Origin of the sequence: Secundilactobacillus pentosiphilus, assembly GCF_002217985.1 — a bacterium.
Taxonomy (GTDB): domain Bacteria; phylum Bacillota; class Bacilli; order Lactobacillales; family Lactobacillaceae; genus Secundilactobacillus; species Secundilactobacillus pentosiphilus.
In genome coordinates, this window is sequence record NZ_BCMI01000008.1 from 75,022 (window position 1) to 89,731 (window position 14,710).

At 44.2% G+C, this 14,710-nt stretch carries 15 protein-coding genes and 1 other annotated feature; of the genes, 12 read left to right on the forward strand and 3 right to left on the reverse strand.

Annotation, left to right across the window (positions count from 1 at the left end; genetic code table 11):
* Nucleotide 1 precedes the first annotated feature (1 nt).
* From CES81_RS05595 to rpmF, 3 genes are all read left to right on the forward strand, one after another.
* Complete coding sequence (locus tag CES81_RS05595; RefSeq protein ID WP_089121026.1) at nt 2–1,138, forward strand: nucleotidyltransferase; 1,137 nt, start codon at nt 2–4, stop codon at nt 1,136–1,138.
* 134 nt (nt 1,139–1,272) lie between these two features.
* A complete protein-coding gene (locus tag CES81_RS05600) occupies nt 1,273–1,836 on the forward strand; it encodes a YceD family protein (protein ID WP_089121010.1) in 564 nt (187 codons plus the stop codon).
* 54 nt (nt 1,837–1,890) lie between these two features.
* Complete coding sequence (gene rpmF, locus CES81_RS05605; protein WP_054655005.1) at nt 1,891–2,070, forward strand: 50S ribosomal protein L32; 180 nt, start codon at nt 1,891–1,893, stop codon at nt 2,068–2,070.
* A 281-nt stretch (nt 2,071–2,351) separates the two neighbouring features.
* Here rpmF and adhP read toward each other — a convergent pair whose 3' ends face one another.
* Nucleotides 2,352–3,371 (reverse strand): alcohol dehydrogenase AdhP, encoded by a 1,020-nt coding sequence (adhP, locus tag CES81_RS05610; protein ID WP_089087659.1) that lies wholly within the window; start codon nt 3,369–3,371, stop codon nt 2,352–2,354.
* A gap of 364 nt (nt 3,372–3,735) precedes the next feature.
* On the opposite strand from adhP, the gene CES81_RS05615 reads away from it, so the two are divergent.
* The 5 genes from CES81_RS05615 to CES81_RS05635 all read left to right on the forward strand — a co-directional run bounded on the left by CES81_RS05615 (nt 3,736) and on the right by CES81_RS05635 (nt 9,954).
* Nucleotides 3,736–4,422 (forward strand): response regulator transcription factor, encoded by a 687-nt coding sequence (locus tag CES81_RS05615; RefSeq protein WP_054655009.1) that lies wholly within the window; start codon nt 3,736–3,738, stop codon nt 4,420–4,422.
* Nucleotides 4,419–6,107, forward strand: coding sequence for a HAMP domain-containing sensor histidine kinase (locus CES81_RS05620; protein WP_089121011.1), 1,689 nt, complete (start codon nt 4,419–4,421; stop codon nt 6,105–6,107). Before CES81_RS05615 ends, CES81_RS05620 begins: the two co-directional genes overlap by 4 nt.
* Before the next feature lie 245 nt (nt 6,108–6,352).
* Entirely contained in the window at nt 6,353–7,537 is a 1,185-nt protein-coding gene (locus CES81_RS05625) for an alpha/beta hydrolase (protein WP_089121027.1), read from the forward strand.
* Nucleotides 7,538–7,598: 61 nt separating this feature from the next.
* Nucleotides 7,599–8,828 (forward strand): acyltransferase family protein, encoded by a 1,230-nt coding sequence (locus CES81_RS05630; protein WP_180949741.1) that lies wholly within the window; start codon nt 7,599–7,601, stop codon nt 8,826–8,828.
* Between the two features lie 175 nt (nt 8,829–9,003).
* Nucleotides 9,004–9,954 carry a zinc ribbon domain-containing protein gene (locus CES81_RS05635; RefSeq protein ID WP_089121013.1) on the forward strand — a complete coding sequence of 317 codons (951 nt, stop codon included), beginning with the start codon at nt 9,004–9,006 and terminating at the stop codon, nt 9,952–9,954.
* Between the two features lie 246 nt (nt 9,955–10,200).
* On the opposite strand, the gene yidC is transcribed toward CES81_RS05635, so the two are convergent.
* Together yidC and CES81_RS05645 are read right to left on the reverse strand one after the other, a co-directional pair.
* Nucleotides 10,201–11,130 carry a membrane protein insertase YidC gene (gene yidC, locus CES81_RS05640; protein ID WP_089087663.1) on the reverse strand — a complete coding sequence of 310 codons (930 nt, stop codon included), beginning with the start codon at nt 11,128–11,130 and terminating at the stop codon, nt 10,201–10,203.
* A 106-nt stretch (nt 11,131–11,236) separates the two neighbouring features.
* Nucleotides 11,237–11,509, reverse strand: a complete 273-nt coding sequence (locus tag CES81_RS05645; RefSeq protein WP_089121014.1) for an acylphosphatase — start codon at nt 11,507–11,509, stop codon at nt 11,237–11,239.
* A gap of 67 nt (nt 11,510–11,576) precedes the next feature.
* Here CES81_RS05645 and CES81_RS05650 point away from each other — a divergent pair, with 67 nt between their 5' ends.
* The 4 genes from CES81_RS05650 (at nt 11,577) to pheS (ending at nt 14,703) form a co-directional block, all read left to right on the forward strand.
* The gene (locus CES81_RS05650; protein ID WP_089087758.1) at nt 11,577–12,353 is read left to right on the forward strand and encodes a TrmH family RNA methyltransferase; all 777 of its coding nucleotides are present in this window, start codon (nt 11,577–11,579) and stop codon (nt 12,351–12,353) included.
* Nucleotides 12,354–12,448: 95 nt separating this feature from the next.
* Nucleotides 12,449–12,964 carry an HD domain-containing protein gene (locus tag CES81_RS05655; RefSeq protein WP_089087665.1) on the forward strand — a complete coding sequence of 172 codons (516 nt, stop codon included), beginning with the start codon at nt 12,449–12,451 and terminating at the stop codon, nt 12,962–12,964.
* A gap of 24 nt (nt 12,965–12,988) precedes the next feature.
* Nucleotides 12,989–13,372, forward strand: a complete 384-nt coding sequence (locus CES81_RS05660; RefSeq protein WP_089087666.1) for a winged helix-turn-helix transcriptional regulator — start codon at nt 12,989–12,991, stop codon at nt 13,370–13,372.
* A 21-nt stretch (nt 13,373–13,393) separates the two neighbouring features.
* Nucleotides 13,394–13,614 (forward strand) — a binding site (T-box leader).
* A gap of 42 nt (nt 13,615–13,656) precedes the next feature.
* Nucleotides 13,657–14,703 (forward strand): phenylalanine--tRNA ligase subunit alpha, encoded by a 1,047-nt coding sequence (pheS, locus tag CES81_RS05665; RefSeq protein WP_089087667.1) that lies wholly within the window; start codon nt 13,657–13,659, stop codon nt 14,701–14,703.
* The last annotated feature ends 7 nt before the right edge of the window (nt 14,704–14,710 follow it).

Here is a 14,710-nt window from a genome sequence, read left to right on the forward strand (position 1 = left end):
TATCACAAATATTTTGGGAATTGTCGCGGAGTATAATCCGTTTCATAATGGCCACATTTACCAGCTTCAGCAAGCCAAACAGCAAACTCAGGCAGATGTGACCGTTGTGGTGATGAGCGGTAACTGGGTGCAACGCGGTGAGCCGGCACTGTTAGATAAGTGGCAGCGGACTAAATTAGCCCTCTTTGGCGGCGCTGATTTAGTGGTTGAACTGCCGTTTCAGTTTGCGGTGCAGCCAGCACACTTGTTTGCACAGGGGGCCGTTCAGCTGCTCTCTGAACTAGGCTGCACTAGTCTGGCTTTTGGGGCTGAACATCCTGATTTGGATTTCAATACCTTGGTAGCTAACCAGCCCACGAATGCCAGCAGTCATTTTAAACAGTTTGATGAAACCTATCCAACACTGTTTAACGACTATTTGCAGGCACAGACGGGGATGGATCTTCGCGCTTCCAATGATATCTTAGGTTTTAGTTACGTTGCGGCCAATCACCGACTAGCACACCCCATGAAAATACTGCCGATTCAGCGGCGGGGCAGTTCCCACCGGGATACTCACGTTGGTACTGAAGCAACAGTTGCCAGCGGAGCAGCAATTCGCAAAGCATTGCAGGACGATAATTGGGCGATCATCGATCAGTTGGTTCCCCAAGCGACTGTCACTGCGTTGCGTGAGGAGACTCGATTGACTTGGGCCGACTATTGGCCGTTCTTGAGGTATCAGCTGCTTTCAACGTCGATCGAGAACCTTCATGAAATCTATCAGATGAGTGAGGGGATTGAATATCGGCTGAAGCAAGCAGCGCTGACCAGTCCTAATTTCACAGAGTTTTTGCGCAGTGCCAAGACGAAGCGGTTCACCTATGCGCGACTGCAGCGTCTTTGCGTGTACGTTTTAATGCAGATCGATCGGGTGGCCTTGCCAACAACGGTCAGGTATGCCCGTGTGCTGGGCTTTAATCATAGTGGGCAGGAATATTTGAACCGGGCCAAAAAGGCCACTGAGCTGCCCTTAATTGCCCGTGTCACGGATGATTGGATCAATGGTCCGTACCGGCTGGATTATCAGGCTGGCTTAATGCGTCAGCTGCTGAGCGGGGCGGATCAAGACCGGCTCTTGCATCCCGTGATCGTTTGATTTTAATTGCCCGTTTTGAATAAGTGCAACTTTTAGAATCATTTTGCAGCTGTTTTTCACGTGTCATGTAAATTCCCTTGACATCGTCACAGCCCATAGTTATAATAATAAAGTTGCGTTAGGAGGATACTGAATTGAAATTGTCGTTATCCGAGTTACAAAAAGAGTACCGGCAGGCACCGCTTAAATTCGATGAAGCCCTGGATTTAAAAGCAGATCTGATGGAACGTTATCCTGATGAAGTGCTTGACGTAACCCCAGTTCACATCAATGGGATGGTAAGCGTTGAAGGTAATGGCGACGCGTTGTTTTACGCACACGTTAAGGCCACTTTGACGGTACCATCGACTCGTTCGTTAGCACCAGTTGAATTACCAGCTGACTTTGACGTCACCGAGTTCTACGTTGATTCTCAAGCCGCACTCAGTCGTTACGAAAAGACCGACGTGGTGTTGGTTGTCAACAACGATGAGATTGATGTTGATAAAGCGATTGCTGACAATCTGCTGTTGCAGATTCCGATGCAAGTACTGACGAAAGCTGAACAGTCAGCAGATCAGTTACCTGAAGGCCAAGGCTGGGAGGTAACTATCGAAGGTGACCAGGATGCTGAGGAGTCAGATTCTAAAACTGTTGATCCACGTCTTGCTAAGTTGAAAAACTTCTTTGATGATTCGTCGAAGGGCGATGAAAAGTAAGGCTTTAAAAATCTTTCACTAGTGGATAATTTTAAATTTAAGGAGGTGTTTCCATTGGCTGTACCAGCACGTAAAACTTCTAAGACGAAGAAACGTATGCGTCGAGGAAACATTAAGTTGCAAGTACCTAATTTGAGTGCTTGCCCAAACTGTGGTGAATTACGTAAATCACACGTTGTTTGCCCTAACTGCGGCTTCTATGATGGTCGTCAGGTTGTTAAGACTAACAACTAATTAATTAAAAAAGAAACATCCACGAGAACCGCGGTCTCTGGATGCTTCTTTTTTTTGCGTAATTTAAGCGGGTTGAATGGGAGCTAAAATGCGTCGTAGCGGCTGCTATGCTTTTCGTTGGTAAGATGTCAGAACAGTAGTGATGGAGTGCTTACCGAGCAGTTATAGCGGCCTATTTACTTGAATTTGTAATTGATGTACTTTTAAGCTAACAAAAAGAACCGGAGATGATCAACATCCCCGGTTCTTTTTTATTTTATCTATATTGAAAATGAAAGAGATTATTCCTTAGTAAAGTCAACAACCATACGGCCGGTGATCTTACCAGCTTTCATTTCATCAATAATATCGTTAACTTCGCTTAAACGACGGGTTTGAACGATTGGGTGTACCAATCCTTCAGCACCGAACTGGAAGGTTTCAGCTAAGTCTTGACGAGTACCAACCAGTGAGCCACGTACTTGGATGCCATCAAGAACAGTTTTAGCAATGTTCAACTTCATGTCACCTTGTGGTAAAGCAACGGCAACTAAGCGACCATCTGGACGAAGGGCATTAACTGATTGAGTGAATGCAGCGTCGTTAACGGCAGTGACTTGAGCAGTGCTAACACCGCCAACTTGTTTTTGAATTTCTTCAGCAACGTTTTGAGTCTTACGGTTGATTAAGATATCAGCGCCCATTTCTTTGGCAGCCTTTAACTTGTCAGGGTTACCATCAACAGCAACAACGTGTGCGCCGAAGACGTGCTTAGCGTATTGAATAGCTAAGTTACCTAAACCACCGGCACCAACAACTTCAACCCATTGGCCTGGCTTAGTTTCGCCAACCTTGAGGGCCTTGTACATGGTAACACCGGCACAGGTTAAACTCGTTGCTTCAACGGGATCCAAACCTTCTGGCACCTTAACGGCGTAGTTAGCATCAACAATAACTTGTTGAGCCATAGCACCATCAACAGTGAAGCCGGAGTTCTTGACGTTACGGCAAAGTGTTTCGCGACCGGTTAAGCAATATTCACAGTGGCCACAGCCGTTGTAGAACCAGGCGATAGATACACGGTCACCAATCTTTAAGTTTGTGACGCCTTCACCAAGTTTAGAAACGATACCAACACCTTCGTGACCAATGATACGGCCAGGAACTTTACCAAAGTCACCAGCGGCAACGTGAAGGTCAGTATGACATAAACCACAATACTCAACATCAACTAATGCTTCACCATAGTTTAAATCACGAAGCTTGACATCCTTAATATCAACATACCCATCAACTGGGTCGCGCACAACAGCAGCTTTCATTATACAATTACCTCTTTCGTTTATGATTTCACAATGTTATTTAAACACATCGAATCAGAAAGTTCAAGTGATATTTTGAGCAAAAATAATCAATTTCAAAATTTTAACATTCAAGAAAACACTTGTTATCCGTATCTAAATGGTACTTTTAAGTACTTTTAAATTCGAATTATGAAAAAAACTTTTTCACTAAATCCTTGAAATGATAATTTTTTTCATTCAGTAGTATAAAATTCGCCAAATTTTAATTTATATAGTAAGATGGAAAAGTAATTTGAGTGACAGTATGGTACACTATTATCGGTGTGCTAGAAGTTTTTATGAGCATAAATACGAAAACTATAAATAAGAGGAGTTCGTTAAAATGAGTCGAATTTTAATTATTGAAGATGAAAAGAACTTAGCTCGTTTTGTGGAGCTAGAATTAAAGCATGAAGGTTATGACACCGAGGTGCAGTTTAACGGTCGAACTGGCTTGGATGCCGCTTTAGCCGAAGACTTTGACGTTATACTCCTTGATTTAATGCTACCTGAGCTAAACGGTATTGATGTCGCTCGTCGTATTCGAGAAGTGAAGAGTACACCAATCATTATGATGACGGCTCGCGATTCTGTTATTGACCGGGTTTCCGGGTTTGATCACGGTGCTGATGACTACATTGTTAAACCATTCGCTATTGAAGAACTACTGGCCCGTGTTCGTGCCTTGCTTCGGCGGATTCACATTGAAAGTGAACAAAAGGACTTCAAGCAGACAACGGTCACTTATAAAGATCTGACCATCGAAAAGGAAAACCGGGTTGTTCGTCGCGGTGATGAGGTGATTAACCTGACTAAGCGTGAATATGAATTACTGCTGACTTTGATGGAAAACGTTAACGTGGTACTTGCCCGCGACGTTTTATTAAACAAAGTTTGGGGTTATGAATCAGAAGTTGAAACTAACGTAGTTGACGTTTACGTGCGTTACTTACGTAATAAAATTGACCGGCCGGGTGAGAAAAGTTACATTCAAACGGTCCGTGGTACTGGGTACGTGATGCGTTCATGAGTGAGACCAGTAATAATGAAACAAACTTAAAAAAACGGCATCGTTTTTCGATGAAGTGGAAGTGGGCGCTGGGTAGTGCAACCGGCGTCTTTCTTATCTTTGTGGTTTTTTCCGTGCTGATGTTTCAGGGATTGTCAGGGGTTTTGCTGCAACAGGAGCGGACCCATGTCAGTAGTACTTTGGATACCGTCATTAGCCGGGTAGATAATCTTCAGGGGCACTTTACGGCTTCGTCCGTTAGCAATGCCCTGCAGCCTAATTTGAATCAACCCAGCGGCTCAGTTTCAGGTACTACCAATATTTACCAAAATTCGATCATCACGGATCTGTCTCGCGACAGCACTGGTGTTTCAGTTTATAACACTCAAAAAAAGGAAATTTTCAACTCCCGTAATCCCCACGTTGATAATAGTCGGCTGTCTGGCAAACGGGAAATGAAAATGGAGAACACCGGTCGTTTCAGCGGTTTAGTCGGGCGTGCCCCAATTTACTCGCAGAATGGCCATCACTTGCTGGGCTATGTCCAAGTTGCTAACGCCATGACGGAATATAAGGCGGCGCGCAATCGCTTTTCTTTAATCTTGTTTGTGTTAGTGATCTCAGCCGTGTTCGTGGCGTCCATCTTCAGTTACTGTCTCGCAGATCTGTTACTTAAACCCATTACTGAACTTAACAAGACCATGCGGGCAGTACGGTCGGACCCGCAGTCTGATGAACGGGTGCCGGTGACACGTCGGAACGATGAGTTATCCGACCTGAGTGAACTTTTCAACGACATGCTGGACCAGATGCAGCGCTACATCGATCAGCAACAGCAATTTGTGGGGGATGTTTCTCACGAATTGCGAACCCCTGTTGCCGTTATTCAGGGGCACATCGAGATGCTGCAACGGTGGGGTAAAGATGATCCTGAGGTCTTAAACGAATCACTTTCTGCAGCGATGCAGGAAAGCAAACGGATGCAAAGCCTGGTTACTGAAATGCTGGATCTCACGCGGGCTGAGCAGGTTCAGATCACGATGAATCACGAAACTTCCGATATTAAAGAAGTCGTTAACCAAGTCTTTAACGATTTCAAGATGATCCACCCGGACTTTACGTTTATCTTAGATGACGATGTCAAGCAGCATGCTTATTCGCAAATTTACCGTAACCACTTGGAACAGGTATTGATCATTCTGCTGGATAACGCTGTGAAGTATTCGGTGAAGCGCAAGGAAATTCACTTGTCTTTATCTTCCAGCGGGCACGTTGCTCAAATCGCCGTTCAGGATTTTGGTGAAGGTATTTCAGAAGAAAACCGTCAACGGGTTTTTAACCGGTTCTACCGGGTCGATAAAGCCCGCAGCCGTAACAAGGGCGGTAACGGGCTAGGTTTGTCCATTGCTAAACGGCTGGTGGAGGCCTATCACGGCAAGATCAGTATCGAAAGTGCCTTAGGCTATGGTTCAATTTTTCAAATTGAACTGCCATTAATTTCAGAAGACATTAAAATTCAACTGGATCATGCCAAGGAAGAAGACGAAGAAGAACGTTCGACCAGTGATTCCTTAGCAACTAACTTGGGGGCTGATCCAGCGGGTGATTCGACGTCAGATATTCCTGGTGTCTATCGTGCCAGTGAATCGTCAACCGCTGAACATGACGAAAAAGCGGCTCAATCTGATAAGCGTCATGACGGATAGAAATGAGCCTTAATCTGGTAATTAAATTTTAAAACGGCTTTCCAAAGTGAAGGCCGTTTTTTAGTTCTATCAATTGATGATAACGTATGCTTAATATTGAACGGATTTAATGGTGAAAATTTTAAAGCATTCGCAATGTTGCGGAAATATTTCATCATTATGTCATCTTTTCTGTCAATATACACAAAGATTTCTGATAGTGGTAACATAATTCAAGAAGCTATTCGTAGATTGGAGTGAACCACATGGCAACAATGATTTGCCCAAACTGTGGGAAGTCGATTCCTGCAGATGCTGCTACCTGTCCTAAATGCGGTTATCTATTAAAGACCAACGTGGCAGGTTCAGCGCAAGACTCTCAGAAAGAAAAAAGCCAACCCCGAGGGCAAGGGGTTGTTGCTCACCTCAAGAAGGTTAGCCGTCACCCGTTGAAAAACAAGTGGCTATTAGCTTTGCTGGGGGTGCTTTTTTTCGGGTTATTATTCTTCCTTTTTCACCAGTATCACCTTCATCAGCAGGCCGTTCGTACTCAGCAGCAAACAACACAAATGGTCAATACCCTAAAGCAGCAAAACCAAACTGTGGCTAAACAGGAACAGCAAATTCAAGAAGATTCCAATAATAAGGAGTCTAAGGATTCCAAACGGCCTATCTTGCTGCTGCACGGCTTTGGAGGAACTTACAATTCAGAAAAATACATTGCTGCTAGCTTGAACCAAAGCCGTACTGCCAAGCAGCAGTTGATTATTTACGTTGATAAAAAGAACCACGTTCATTTGATTGGGAAATACCAACCGACTGTGACGCAAAGAATTATCATTCCAATCGTTATCGCTAAGAATCACGCGGGTGAGTTTTATTACAGCGACATGTTAGCCAAAATCATGCCTAAACTTAATCGCCAATATCACATTAAGAGTTACGATGCGATTGGCCATTCAATGGGGGCTTACGCCTGGATTAATTATTTTGAAACTCACTTAAATCAAACCCGTCGGATTATCCCGAACCGCTTAGTAACGATTGCGGGACCCTTTAACGGGATTTTAGATCTACATAAGTCAGACCAACCGGCGTATAAGACACAGATCGGTCGCTTATGGGATGACCATGTGGGTGAAAATTCCTTTGAAAAAAATGGTCGTCCTAAAATTGAAAGGCCGGAATATCGGCATCTTTTAAAGTATCGGCACCGCCTACCGATGGGCCTTTCTATTTTGAATATCTACGGTAACTTAGAAGACGGTACGGATAGTGATGGCCTCGTGACCACGGTAAGTGCACGGTCATTAGGATATTTGGTTAAAACGAGCAACGTTAAAATGAGTTATCAAGAAAAGCAAGTTACCGGTTCGAAGGCCCAGCACAGTCTTTTACACGTTAATAACTTAAAAGTTAATCGTTTAATTAAGAACTTCTTATTATATTAATAAGGGTGTTTAGGTGTGGTTCGTTAAAGTTGGATAATGTATGGTGGTGAAGGTGTTTATTATGAATTTTACTCAGGATAGCAAACCTCAATATTTGTCAGCCAATAACGACGATGAATCAAATCAGCAACCTGCTCCTCATAAACGGCGCCGGATCGTTTGGCTGGACATTGCCAAAGGAATCGGCATGGTGGCAGTTGTTTGCGGGCATAATTTGCTGCCTTATGTGGAACTTGGTCAAGTCGACCGATACTGGTACAATTTTATTTATTGGTGGCACATGCCGCTATTCTTTTTGATCAGCGGCTTTTTTCTCAGATCCATTAACTTAGTGGATATCGAAAGGGTCACCGTTTTTTTCAAGAAAAAGGTCCTGCCGATTTTACGCAGTTACTTTGTGGCTGGGTTGCTGCTGATTATTGCGTATAAATTTATTCATAATAAGTCGATCACCTATAGTTTGGTTTACGTTCTCAAACTCTTTTATGGTGGTAAAACGTTGGGACATTACACAACGATTTTCTGGTACCCGGAAACCTATATTTTAGGGATCATTGGGACCACTGTGATTATCAGTCTGATTCGGTTTAAACCGTTGCAATTGGTGATTGCCGCGTACTTTATTTATTGGTCCACCAGCTATGTTCAAGAAACTAAATTTCAGTTTTTGGGCGTTGTGACTGCACCCTGGGACATGGACATTGCGGTATTGGTCATGGCTTACATGCTGATTGGCTATAATCTATTTTATTTCTGCAAGCATTACTTAGTTAAATGGTACGTTTTTTTGCCTTCGGCAGTGGCCGTTTACTGGCTGTTTGTACAGTTGAAAACGGAAAAGTTTTCCTTTATTCTTTTCATGCGCAGTCACCAAATTACGGCTTCGTTTGACAAAGTTCCGGCAACTCACATTCAGTTAGCTTTAATGGTCGGTATCATTCCTATTTTGTGCTGCTTGGCGGTGTTTGGTATCAGCAGAATGATTGCTTTTCCTTTAAAATTTACCCACTCAGCTGCCAAAGTGGTCTTATTTCCCGTGCAGTTGATTGCCAGAATATTATCGTTAGCCGGCAAACACACTTTGATCATTATGTATATGCATAAAATGATTTTAGATATACTCAGGACCACTCAAGCGACCAGTTTGTTTTGGATGCAGGTGTTCATTGCCACCGCGGTGCCTTTGCTTATCGGCATCGCTTTTAAACAGTGGCAACGTCTTAGAGCTCATGAATGGCAAGGCTTTTATAAGTCCTTAAAGGCTAAGCAGCAAGAAAACGACAAGTGGTGAATACAACACATTGACAAACCTAAGCAGGTTCCGGAGACGCAGGGATCTGCTTTTGTGATTAAATGGCGAACGCTTTTATTTCTCTTAATTTTTCGAAAATTCGAATCAAAGTTCACCAAAATTACGTATAGTAGACTTAGGTTAAAGAACCTATTCGTAGATCGGAGTGACAAAAATGGCAGCAATCATTTGCCCAAACTGCGGCCGCTCAATTCCTTCAGGATCACCATTCTGTCCGGAGTGCGGCTTCAAATTAACTGATAACTCAACAGCGATTCCATCCCGGCGGACAAGGGATCACACCTCACTGCCGCGTCGAAAGGGACGTTCATCGAATCATTGGCAGTACCGGTTGATTCCCAACCTAACGCACCTTAGGCAAGTTGGCCAATTCGTGTTGAATAACGGCTGGTTTATCCTACTGTTTTACGTGATTAGCCTATTATTTAATGCGTGGCGGTGGTGGTTTTTTGGTTTGTTTATCCTGACCACTTACTTGTATCCGTTATTGACTGGTCGAAATACCTTTCTGGAACGGAAGCCGACTGAGCCCAAAAACGGCCGTGACGACCAGCAATTCAGTGAAGTGACACCTTCAGCTGCCAAGGAGACTGAGGCAGACCAGGAGGCCCCGCAACCGCGGTTTCGCAAACCGGCAAAAAAGGGGAGCCATCATTTAGTTTCCAACCGTGAGTTCCAAACGGGCAGTATCCTGATCATCCCCAGTTTAATTTGCTATCTAGTTACTAGGCGAATCATTAGGGGGCAGGGGATTCAACTTGATCAGATTTTTAATCAAACTCATTTAGGAAGAACCGTTGACGTTTATTTTATTGCTTTAGGCGTATTAGGCATTGCTACTGCTATGGTAATCGGCGGTCTAATAAAAGCCGTCACGCACCATGCCTTCGGCGGGCAAAAATTTAAACGCTGGGGGATAATTACGGCGGTATTGACGGTTCTCCTCGCCGTTGTCATGTATCAAGACGCGGTTACGGCAACTTCAGCAGGGGCAGTCGTGAGTGCGATTGGGGCGTTTTTAATGCCGTTTTTACCCTGGCTGGCGGCAATCTTTTATGGTATGGGTGTTATTAAAAATATTTTGACGCCGCAAAGACGTCCGTAAACGAAAAAGGGGCTGTGACTTAAGTCTATATTGATAAAAATTTTATTTGGTTTCTTGACTTAAAGACAATTTAAAGGTTGCTTTTGCTCAATACTTTAATCTAGTCTAACCTGCGCCACAACTCAGATTCCGGCCATTTAACGCAAAAAAACGTATTCCGACAAAGTTCGACGGAATACGTTTTTTTACGTTAAATTCTGGAATCTACCGAGTTGTGGCACACTCTCTTTTATATCTCTATTTTTATTAATGGTGACGCTGTTTGCCAGCATTCCGATTCCGGTTATGCTTATCTTGCGCAACGATACTTGGTTGAACCGTTGACTTAGGTGTTGCTGGATTCGGAGTAGCAGCAACTGGCTTAGGCTTAACGATCTTCGGCGGGTTCTTTTTCATTTCTGCTTCGATTTCGCGCCGGATCCGTGGCCGATACAAATTAATGATCAGTGTTTGGACACAGGCGAAGATACCACCGATGAAGAAGTAAAGACCTAAACCGGCAGACGTTGAAATCGTGAAGAACAGGATCATGACGGGACTAACCACCATCGTCATTCGCATGGCTTTTCGTTGGTCAGCAGGCATCCCAATCATTGACAAGTAACCTTGCAGAAGATAGGCCAAAAACGAAAGAACGGCGAGCAGGATTGAAGATTTTCCCAGCGGGATTCCCATGAAAGTCGATGAGGAAAGTTCCGGTGAGTATTGAATCGCTGCGTACAGTGCCGCGAAAATCGGCATTTGAATCAGCAAAGGCAGGCAGCCAATGCCACCGGTCATGCTGATACCGTTTTGGCTATAAAGCTGCATCATCTCTTGACTAGCAGCGGTTTTCTCTTCGGGTGTGGCAGCTTCTCTTTGTCGCTTTTGCAGTTCAGTCATCTGTGGTTTAATGGCTGAAATTTTTTCCTGCTGAACCGTTGAACTGCGTAATTGCCGTACCATTAACGGCAGCAATACCATTCGAACGACCACGGTCACAACGATAATGGCCCAGCCATAGGAATGGCCCAGCATATTAGCTAGCCACTCCATCACGTGCTGTCCGGGAACTGCGAGGTAATCGTAGACCAGTCCGTACGGCTTACCGCTCTTGGTACGTTGCACACAGCCGCTCAGCAGCGGTAACAGTGCGGCCACCGCTAGACCCAGTTGTAAAGGCTTTTTTGATTTCATTTACTTTTATTCAAATCCCTTCTGAACAAATTCTTTATTATACTATAGTAGCGAAGTTCTCTAAAGATGACAACAAGATAAATCTTACTTGATATGAAGGGCTTTTTCAATCGGTAATGGTAAACTTTTTAAAGTCTTCAACATTTTTGTCAGTTATTGTTAAGCGGCTGACTTTAGCGTAGGGTGTTGGTGATTTCTTTAACGCTTCGATAAAAGCGTTTAAACTGGTTTCATCAGCCTGTGCGCGTACTGTTACTGACCCATCCGGCTCATTTTTAACCCAGCCAACGACCTGGAGCCGGTTGGCTAAGCGCGCCGTTGTCCAGCGGAATCCGACCCCTTGGACCCGCCCGTGAATTGAAATTGTCACTGATTTCATCAAAACACTCCTTAATCGTGATATTATGGTCAATAGTAACAAAAATCGGAAAGAAGAGGAATTCATGATCGAAGAAATTACGTCGACTCAAAACGCAAAAGTCAAAAAATGGCAACACTTGAGCACCAAAAAAGGGCACCAAAAATTCCACCAATACCTGGTAGAAGGGTGGCATATTGTTGGCGATGCCATTGCAGCTGAACAGCCAGTGGTTCAAATTATGGCGACTGCTGAACAGTTAAATATTCACCAGCACCAGTTTCCAGACAACGTTGAAACCTTTGAAATCACGGATGAAATTGCGAAAAAGTTGTCTGACACGGTCACGCCGCAGGGTATTTTTGCCGTGTTGGATATCCTAGCAGCTGAACACGTTGATCCGGAAACGGCAACTGGCGCATGGTTGCTGCTAGACCGAATTCAAGACCCGGGAAACATTGGTACGATGGTTCGAACTGCGGATGCGGCCGGTTTTAGGGGAGTCGTTTTTGGCGACGGAACCTCTAGCCGTTATACACCAAAAGTTATTCGGTCAATGCAGGGCAGTCAGTTTCACATTCAGTTGACCCATAGTAACCTTGAGGACTGGATCAGTGCCTTACAGGCCAGAAACATCCCCGTCTATGGTTCAGCATTGAATGAGAATGCCAAGGATTACAGCACGGTCACGCCGCCAGCTGAATTCGGTTTGGTTTTAGGCAATGAAGGGCAGGGAATGGCTGAAAAGTTAATGACCCAAACAACGGCTAACCTGTACATTCCAATTAAGGGTCAGGCGGAGTCTTTGAACGTTGCGGTCGCCGCGGGTATACTCATGTTTAAACTGAACCAAAATTTGGCTTAAGTCCCGTCATTTAGGGTATTTTGCTTGCAATATTATGTTACATTAAGTATAGTTTACGTAGATTATAAACTTACTAAAAGTAAAGGAAGCGTTGTATGACAAGAAATGATTGGCGCCAAGACTCAGAATACGTTGCTTTAGTCGGTGATTTGCTGGCTAAGCCAGAAGTTCAAAAACTGGCCAATTATACCCAGCACCACCACTCCAACCGGTTAGATCATTCCATCTCCGTTTCTTACGATAGCTACTTAATTGCCAAAAAGCATCATTTGAATGTTCGTGCCACTGCACGGGCTGGATTATTGCACGATTTGTTTTACTATGACTGGCGGACAACTAAGTTTAACTTAGGTTCTCACGCTTTCATTCATCCACGGGTGGCTTTACGAAACGCAGAGAAACTGACTGAACTTAGTCCGATGGAAAAAGACATCATCCTCAAGCATATGTGGGGGGCTACGGCTGCGTTACCAAAGTATCGCGAAAGTGTGATCGTCAGTTTAGTTGATGATAAAGAAGCGGTTGTTGAGTTCTTATCACCGATGCGAAAACGGGTCATGGCTTGGCGGAAACGTAATATTGACCGTGTATTGAATTTATTAGACAAGTAATCGGACTAGATTAGGGGTGTTGATATGGATCAAGTCGTTGACAAGACCATTGACGTCACGGACTTCGAGCTTTGCCCGAAGTTTGAATGGACGTTTTCGATTTTAGGTAAAAAGTGGAACGGTCTTATAATCGATGTATTATTAAATCTCGGACCACAACGATTTAAAGACATCGCTAATAAGGTCAGTAAGTGTTCCGACCGCGTGTTAGTTGAACGCCTTAAGGAATTAGAAAGTGATGGCATCGTGATGCGGAAGACCTACCGGAATTCTGCGCTGATTGAATATGCGCTGACCGAAAAGGGTCAGGATTTAGCAAGCGTGATGAAGTCAATTCACGGCTGGTCAGAAAAATGGTGTCAAAATCAATCTGCTCCTAAGGTTGACCAATGCCACCAACCGCTGTAAACTAGTGGTTGTGTAAATTGGAAAAATGCGATGACGAAAGACCAGTAATTCTGATTCAATCCAAGAGATGCGGGCGTTTTAGTGGAAGTTCGCAGTTTGATAAGAATGAATTCACTTTCTAAGCAGAGGTTGGGCGTTACTGAGGTAACAAATAATCTTCCGGTTAATTGACCGTTATTAAATTACCGAGTGTACTTTATTAAAGTAAACAAGGGTGGTACCGCGAAAGCTTCGTCCCTTTATTTAGGGACGGAGTTTTTTTATTTTGTTAAGGAGGGTCAGACATGACACTGATCGATCAGCTGGAAAAGATCCGGCAGCAACGGAAACAAGATATTAAAGACGTAGGGGATCTAAAGAACTTAGACGCACTGCGGGTGGAGTTATTAGGTAAAAAGGGGCCAATCACACAAGCACTTCGCGGCATGCGTGATTTACCTGCTGACCAGCGGCCGAAGTTTGGTCAGTTTGCTAACACCGTCAGAGATGAACTGCAAGGTGCCATTGAAGCACGGCGTGACGAATTAAAGAAGGACAGACTAAACAAGCAGCTGGCTAACGAAAAGATCGATGTGACATTGCCTGGTAAACCAGTTGCTCAAGGGCAGCCTCACGTTATTCAACAAATTATCGATCAAATTGAAGATTTATTCATCGGCATGGGTTACCAGGTTTTAACTGGTCCAGAAGTCGAGGAAGACAAATACAACTTTGAAATGATGAACTTGCCAAAGGATCATCCAGCACGTGATATGCAGGATACGTTCTACATCACAAAGGATATTTTAATGCGGACGCAAACCTCGCCAATGCAGGCTAGAACCTTGGAAAAGCACGATTTCAGCAAGGGCCCGTTAAAGATGATTTCACCAGGGGTCGTTTATCGTCGGGATACCGATGATCCAACCCACTCCCACCAGTTCCACCAAGTGGAAGGAATCGTGATCGACAAGCACATTACGATGGCAGATTTAAAGGGGACCCTTGAATTGATTGCCCATGAACTCTTCGGTAACCGGTTCGATATTCGGTTGCGGCCAAGCTACTTTCCATTTACGGAACCGTCTGTTGAAGCCGACATTACTTGTTTCAACTGTGGTGGCAAGGGCTGCGCAGTCTGCAAGTATACTGGCTGGATCGAAGTTCTGGGTGCCGGAATGGTGCACCCGAACGTCCTTGAGATGGCTGGCGTGGATTCCGAAGTGTACGGTGGCTTTGCCTTTGGCCTTGGTCCAGACCGGTTTGCAATGCTGAAGTATGGTGTAGACGACATCCGCAACTTCTACTTGAACGATGTTCGTTTCCTCACCCAATTTTCAAAGAAAGGATAATCAGCCA